Below are 7,371 nucleotides of genomic sequence, written 5' to 3'. Positions count from 1 at the left end.
CGCGGGCAGCCTCAATGAGCGCATCAAGGTCGATATTACCGTCCTGCTTGTGGCAAATTGCAGCTTTCTGCATGCCTTGCTCGCGCACGATGCGCGTGATGGCGCGGGTGTCGACGCCTGACAGGGCAACAATATTGCGGCGGGTCAGCCAGTCGCCGAATTCCTCGCCAGACCGCCAGTTGGACGCCGCTGTGATCGGCTCGCGAAAAATCGTGCCGCAGGCCCCATTCGCGCCCGGAATCGAGGATTCCTCATGATCATCAGCATTTGCGCCGACATTGCCCACATGCGGGAAGGTGAAGAGCACGATCTGCGATGAGTAGGAGGGGTCTGTCAGGATCTCCTGATAGCCTGTGATGGCTGTGTTGAAACAGAGCTCACCGACGTGTACGCCCTCGGCACCTGCACCTTTTCCCAAGAAAATAGTGCCGTCAGACAAGGCGATAGCTCCCGTGGCGGTTGAGCTGGCTTGCTTTTTGCTTTGTTCGGACATATTTGGCTGGCCTTCCGGGATCGTTGTCAGACGGTTAACTCTCTCCGCCGACATTTTTCCGGGTAATGGGACTGAGTCCCTGCAACGTCAAGCATAGACGAACGTTGCTGGTGTGAAAGGCGTATTTTGAATGGGCCACGAAGATAAATCTGACATGATGACGCTTAAAGCGCGCGTTGCGCAGGCATTGCATGCCGAGCGCGAAAAGGACGGTGGCTGTACCACCCGCCTGTCGACGCTGCGCCTGATTGATGCGGCCATTCGTGACCGTGATGTGTGCGCCCGTGGGCGTGGCGACAGCGAAGGCTGTCCGGATGCCGACGTGCGTAACGTGCTCGAAATCATGATCGCCCAGCGCGAAACAGCAGCCGACGAGCATGATGATGCCGGCCGTATCGAAGATGCCATTCGTGAGCGCGAAGAAATCGAGATTATCCGCAAATTCCTGCCTGAGCCGCTCTGTACGAAGGCGCTTGAAGAGGCTGTTGAAGAAGTGGTTGAAGACCTCGGCGCCAGCAAACTGAAGGATATCGGTCGATGCATGTCGGCCCTGAAACAGCGCTATCCCGGAAAGATCGAATCCGGCACCGCCGGCAAGGTCATGCGCAAGGCGCTGACATCGAACAAGGCGTCGGCAAAATAGCCGATGGCCCAGCTGGTTAATTCTGCGAAAGGTTGGAACAAAGGCCGCTAGAGGTCCGTTGGTTGTGCATTGATCACAACGAAAGGACTTTGAAATGAAACGGCTTTTTCTGACTACGAGTGCGGCTGCCCTGATGATGGGTGTTGTGGCCTGTTCGGGCGCTGATACCCACACGCAGACCGCTGAGACCGATACAACGGCGATGACCGAGACCGCGACCTATGATGGCGAGTTCGACACCGAAAATGATGTTTACGGCGATGCGACGACCGAGACCAATATGGCCGAGGCTGACCGCGACGACTATGTGCTGACATCCGGCGAATTCCTCACATCTGAGCTGATCGGCGAAGAAGTCATGGACTCCAATGGCGAGGAAGTTGGCGAAGTTGAAGACGTCATGCTGGCGTCGGGTACGATGGAACCAATGCTGATCATTCGTGATGGTTTTGCCGGTGATCTGCACGCCGTGTCATTCGAGCAAGCCTCAATCTGGTTCGACGAGGAAGGTGAACCTGCTGCGCGTATGGATCTGACCGAGGAAATGCTGGATGACCTCCAGGAGTTCGAGCAGAATGGCATGAACGACTATCGTCTTGCGTCAGAGCTGACTGGCACGAACATCAATCTGGCTTTCAATGACAAGGATGTGCGCGTCACAGACCTGATCATGAAGACAGACGGCCAGGCCAAGTATGCTGTTGTGTCTGATGGCATCGTCGAAGCTGTGACGGACAAACGCTTCCTGATCGATCCATCGAAAATCATGGTTGCCCAAGGCGACAGCGATGGCGAGATCGTCATCGACCTGAGCGAACAGGAATTCAACAGTGCTTTGGGTTTCACGGCTGACATCGACTAAGCCATTTCCTTTGGCATCAAGATCAGGCCCCGCTCGCGCGGGGCCTTTTTTGTGCAATTCCGGTTCCTCAGCAGGCAGGGGAGCGTTCCCCCAATTCCCCATTGAGGCTACACTGCGCCGCTATGAGTTCCCCTGTCCGCATTCCTGATGGCTTCGTCGATGAACTGAAGGCCCGTATCCGGCCTTCGGATGTGATCGGCCGCAAGGTGAAGCTGACCAAGAAGGGCAAGGAATGGGTCGGGCTGTCGCCGTTCACGGCCGAGAAGACACCGAGCTTCTACGTCAACGACCAGAAGCGCATCTTCAAATGCTTTTCGTCCGGCATGGGTGGTGATGTCATCAGTTTCGTAATGGAGACCGAGCGGCTCTCCTTCATGGAAGCGGTTGAGAAGCTGGCCGAAGAGGCCGGCATGGAATTGCCGAAGTCCGATCCGCGTGCCGCCGAAGCCTATGACCATCGCAAACGGTTGCAGGAAGTCTGTGAAGCAGCCGCGTCGTATTTCGAAGAACGACTGCAATCGTCCGAAGGCGCCGCGGCGCGCGAATACCTTGAGGGCAGGGGATTGAAGCCCGCGGCCTGGAAGCGCCACAGGCTGGGCTATGCGCCGGATGATTGGCGCAAGACGAGCGCGCACCTGAAGGCCGAAGGGTTTACCGCCGCCGAGATTCTGGAAGCTGGCCTGACCAAGGAAAGCGACAAGGGCGGGGAGCCCTATGATGCGTTCCGGGGCCGACTCATGTTTCCGATTCCTGACAGCCGGGGCGGAATCATCGCCTTTGGCGGTCGCGGGCTGACGCCGGACGCGAAGCCGAAATACCTCAATTCCGGCGACACGCCGCTATTTCACAAATCTCGCGTGCTCTACCGCTACAAGGCGGCCCGTGAAGCACTGGGGCATGGCGAAGGCGGCGGCCTGATTGTCTGCGAAGGCTATATGGACGCCATCGCACTGACCGAAGCCGGTTTCGGACAGGCGGTTGCCCCTCTTGGCACGGCGCTGACCGAGGAGCAGATCAGCCTGCTCTGGCGCGCTGGTCCGGAGCCGGTATTGTGTTTCGATGGTGACCGGGCTGGTCTTGGCGCCGCCTATCGCGCCGTTGACCGCGCGCTGCCGCATGTCGAGCCAGGCCGGTCCTTGTTCTTCGTGCTGTTGCCAGACGGTATGGATCCGGATGACCTGATCCGCGAGCGTGGACCGATGGCGATGGGCGAAGCACTGGACGGGCGAATCGCCCTGTCTGAACTGCTCTGGCTGCGCGAGCGCGATGCCGAACCGCTGGATACGCCGGAACGTCAGGCCGGATTGGAGGCGCGGCTGATGCAGGCTGCAGCCCAGATCAAGCATCCCGGCGTCAAGGCGGCCTATGAGCGTGACTTGCGCGCGCGCATGAAGGATCATTTCTGGCAGATCCGTCAGGCCAAACGGCAGAGTTCCTTTACCAAGGGCAAGCCCGGAGGACGGGGGCAGGGCGGCGCGTCCCCCTATGGAGGAAGCCCATCAACAGGTCCGCAAACCGGCGGCAAACAGAGTCCCGGTGTCCTGTTGCTGATGCAGGCCATTGCCAGTCCTGCAATCTTGTCCGGGATGGAAGAGACGCTGATCGCGGCGGATTTCCGCAATGTAATGTCCAACCGGTTGCGCGACCTGCTCGTTGATTTCCTGATCGAAAACAGGGAGCTGACTTTCGACGCCGTATTGGAATTGCTGGCGCGGGAGGGGCATGAGCGGGAAGTCTCCCAGATCGACATGACGCAGGTGTCGCGGATCAATGTTGACGATCCGGCCTACCGGTCCTGGAAAGCTGCGATCGAGGTGTTCATCCCGGTCGATACCGCCCCATCTGCGGATGACGAAGTGAGGCGTCTCAAATTGAAACGTCGACTGGTGGCCGAGAAGCGCAAGGCCTATGAGGAGCGTGTTCTGGTCGATCAGCAGGAAAAGGCGATGGGCAAGGCGAATATCGGCGATTTCTGGAAACAGTTCGAAGAGAAGAACCCCTGGTTCAAGCCAGATGGCTCCAGCAATTAGGCATCGCGGGTTCAAACGCAGGAAAACCTATTGACCGCAACGCAATCCATGCCCATTTACTGTAAGCAGGGAACATGCGCGCTGACAAACTGCTCAAACACTATCCTCATCTGCCTCTGAACGCGGTTTTTGAACCCGAGGCAAAGGACTGGCCAACGGCCATCGAGCAATTTCTGGAAGACGGACGTTCACACGAGCCTGCTCTTGACCGTGGCATGGATGCTGCGTGCAAGGGATCGACCCTGCCGTCATGTATATGGCACAGGCGTCTTCAGCTCGTTGAGAACCGAACGGTCCCGCGGGACCGCATGTACGAGGCAGCAGGAACAGTCAGCGAAAGCTAACAGGCAGGTATTATTTTGGGAGAGTTCTCGGCAAGCGCAGTCGGGGTCCTCACAGGAGAGATTTGAATGGCAACAGCCACCAAGAAAAAGAACGTCTCCGGCGATGGCGACCGTGATGACGACAAGGACAATGAAAACGGCCTGGTCGATTTCAATGCGACCGACGTCAAGAAAGTCCTGAAGCGCGCTCAGAAGCGCGGCTTCATCACGCATGACGAAATCAACGCTCTGCTTCCCAATGACGAAATGACCTCCGACCAGATCGAGGACGTGATGTCCCAGATCTCCGAGCAGGGCATTGCAGTGGTCGAGAGCGAAGAAGAAGCCGAAGCCGAAGGCAAGGCGCTCACCAAGATTGAAGACAAGAAAGTCGTTGCCAAGAAGGGCAATGCGCGCGGTTCTGACCGCACCGATGATCCGGTCCGCATGTACCTGCGCGAAATGGGCGCTGTTGAGCTGCTGTCGCGTGAAGGTGAGATCGCGATTGCCAAGCGCATCGAGGCTGGACGTGATGCGATGATCCGCGGCCTGTGCGAAAGCCCGCTGACCTTCGAAGCCATGATGGTCTGGCGCGACGAGCTTGTGAACGAGCGCATCCTGCTGCGTGACCTGATCGACCTTGAGGCCACCTATGGCGCGGAAAACCCGCCGCCTGAGCCAAAGCCCAAGGAAGAAGAAGACGAAGCGGACGAGGCGAAAGCCGAAGGCGAAGAATCCTCAGACGATGATGACGACGAGGACGAGGATGATGCTGCGGCAATGTCCATGTCCGCCATGGAAGCCGAACTGCGCGATGGCGTTCTGGCCAAACTGGACGAGATCGCCGACGATTTTGCGAAATACCGCAAGCTGCAGGACAAGCTCGTCAACCGCCGCCTCGAAGGCAAGGACCTGACGCCGAAGGCTCAGGAAGAGTATGACTCGCTGTCAAACTCGATCGTCGAAAACCTGAAGACGATCCACATCAACAATGCCCGGATCGAAGCGCTGGTCGAACAGCTCTATGCCATCAACAAGAAGCTGATGGGCATGGAAGGCAAGCTGATGCGCATGGGCGATGCCTATGGCGTGCCGCGCAAGGAATTCCTCGAGAACTATTTCGGCCGCGAGCTGGAGCCGGACTGGATCGAGGCTGTTAAAGGCCAGTCGGCCAAGTGGAAGCGCTTTGCCGAAGGCAAGGAAGCCGAGATCACCGAGTCCCGCGACAACATTTCTGAAATCGCGCAGGAAATCGGTATTCCGATCGATGATTTCCGCCGCATCGTGCAGACGGTGCAGAAGGGCGAACGCGAAGCGCGCATCGCCAAGAAGGAAATGGTCGAGGCCAACCTGCGCCTCGTGATCTCCATCGCGAAGAAATACACCAACCGTGGCCTGCAATTCCTGGATCTGATCCAGGAAGGCAATATCGGCCTGATGAAGGCGGTCGATAAATTCGAATACCGTCGCGGTTACAAATTCTCGACCTATGCAACCTGGTGGATCCGTCAGGCGATTACCCGGTCCATCGCGGACCAGGCCCGTACGATCCGTATTCCGGTGCACATGATCGAGACGATCAACAAGATCATCCGTACCCAGCGCCAGATGCTGCACGAGATCGGCCGCGAGCCGACCCCCGAAGAACTGGCCGAAAAGCTGGGCTTGCCGCTGGAAAAGATCCGCAAGGTTCTGAAGATCGCGAAAGAGCCAATTTCGCTGGAAACGCCGATTGGCGACGACGAGGATTCAAACCTCGGCGACTTCATCGAGGACAAGATGGCGCTTCTGCCCGTCGACGCCGCGATCCAGTCGAATCTGCGCGAAACGACGACGCGCGTGCTCGCCTCGCTCACGCCGCGTGAGGAACGCGTGCTGCGCATGCGCTTCGGCATCGGTATGAACACGGATCACACACTGGAAGAAGTCGGCCAGCAATTCTCGGTGACCCGTGAACGCATCCGCCAGATCGAAGCCAAGGCGCTCCGCAAACTGAAGCATCCAAGCCGCAGCCGCAAACTGCGCAGCTTCCTGGATACCTAGCCTCCCGTGCGAGTGGCCCAACCAGAGGGAACTCGCGGAAGCCTGAAGTGGCTGCAAAGAGCAATTGAACAGGACGGAGCGATGCTTCGTCCTGTTTCACTTTCAGGGGACATTCGTTGGGTATCGCCACTACGTGTAGATGATTTCGCTGAGTACAGAGATGCTGCTTTTCTGGATGTCATAGGGCAGGGGCATCTCAAGACGGCGTTGGCGGATTTCTGGCCAAGAGGCGGTCCTCAATGGGACGCACTAGGACTCATGGGTGACAAGCCAATCTTGGTGGAAGCCAAGGCACATATTGACGAATTTTTCTCGCCCGCGTCGCAAGCTTCAGAGCGTTCGTTGACGAAGATTCGTGCCGCTCTCGACAGCGTTTCCGCCAGACTTGGGGCGCGTGAGGGATCCGATTGGACGAAAGTTTTCTTTCAGTATACAAATCGTATAGCGCATTTGGACTTTTTGAGGGCTCACAACGTTGATGCTCATCTTCTCTTCGTCAGCTTTATCAATGACGAAGACATGAATGGACCGAACTCATCGCTCGAATGGTCAGGAGTGTTCCGATCAGTTGACTACGCACTGGGCCTGCCGAAACGACACCCATTGCGCCCCTATATTCATCATGTGTTTCCGGACGTTAATGCCTTGATGTAACTCGTCCGCTTAAAAAAGGCGCCCCAAATGGGACGCCTTTTCTTTTGGTGCATAGGCGTGTCTTAAGCCTTCAGCGCCTGATCCAGATCCGCGATCAAATCGTCGGCGTCTTCGATGCCGATGGAGAGGCGGACCGTGTTGGGCGCGGCGCCAGCGGCGATCTGCTGTTCTTCGGTTAATTGGCGGTGCGTGGTCGAGGCCGGGTGGATGACCAGGCTGCGCGCGTCGCCGAGGTTTGCGACATGGCTGAACAGGTTCAGGCCGCCGACAAATTTCGTGCAGGCTTCATAGCCGCCCTTCAATTGGACCGTGAACAGCGCGCC

General features: G+C 57.7%; 7 protein-coding genes. 5 read left to right on the top strand and 2 right to left on the bottom strand.

Going from position 1 to position 7,371, the window contains the following annotated elements:
- Positions 1-439: carbamoyl-phosphate synthase domain-containing protein (locus tag B4F73_RS14900; protein ID WP_290483652.1), on the bottom strand; the 439-nt coding region annotated here is incomplete at its 3' end.
- Between the two features lie 184 nt (positions 440-623).
- Between B4F73_RS14900 and B4F73_RS14895 the strand changes: the two genes are divergently transcribed.
- The 5 genes from B4F73_RS14895 (at position 624) to B4F73_RS14875 (ending at position 7,048) form a co-directional block, all read left to right on the top strand.
- Positions 624-1,136 (top strand): GatB/YqeY domain-containing protein, encoded by a 513-nt coding sequence (locus B4F73_RS14895; RefSeq protein WP_290483651.1) that lies wholly within the window; start codon positions 624-626, stop codon positions 1,134-1,136.
- A gap of 94 nt (positions 1,137-1,230) precedes the next feature.
- Entirely contained in the window at positions 1,231-1,998 is a 768-nt protein-coding gene (locus B4F73_RS14890; RefSeq protein WP_206991262.1) for a PRC-barrel domain-containing protein, read from the top strand.
- 122 nt (positions 1,999-2,120) lie between these two features.
- A complete protein-coding gene (gene dnaG, locus B4F73_RS14885) occupies positions 2,121-4,028 on the top strand; it encodes a DNA primase (protein WP_084332938.1) in 1,908 nt (635 codons plus the stop codon).
- 410 nt (positions 4,029-4,438) lie between these two features.
- Positions 4,439-6,394, top strand: a complete 1,956-nt coding sequence (gene rpoD, locus B4F73_RS14880) for an RNA polymerase sigma factor RpoD (protein WP_206991261.1) — start codon at positions 4,439-4,441, stop codon at positions 6,392-6,394.
- Positions 6,395-6,475: 81 nt separating this feature from the next.
- Complete coding sequence (locus B4F73_RS14875; RefSeq protein WP_290483650.1) at positions 6,476-7,048, top strand: hypothetical protein; 573 nt, start codon at positions 6,476-6,478, stop codon at positions 7,046-7,048.
- Positions 7,049-7,110: 62 nt separating this feature from the next.
- On the opposite strand, the gene B4F73_RS14870 is transcribed toward B4F73_RS14875, so the two are convergent.
- Positions 7,111-7,371, bottom strand: a 261-nt coding sequence (locus tag B4F73_RS14870) for a PLP-dependent transferase (protein WP_290483649.1), incomplete at its 5' end; no start/stop codon positions are given.

Source organism: Hyphomonas sp. UBA3601 (genome assembly GCF_002375605.1).
In the GTDB taxonomy this organism is placed as follows: domain Bacteria; phylum Pseudomonadota; class Alphaproteobacteria; order Caulobacterales; family Hyphomonadaceae; genus Hyphomonas.
The sequence above is the reverse complement of the archived record's forward strand: the minus strand, read 5'-3'. Positions and strand labels throughout refer to the sequence as shown.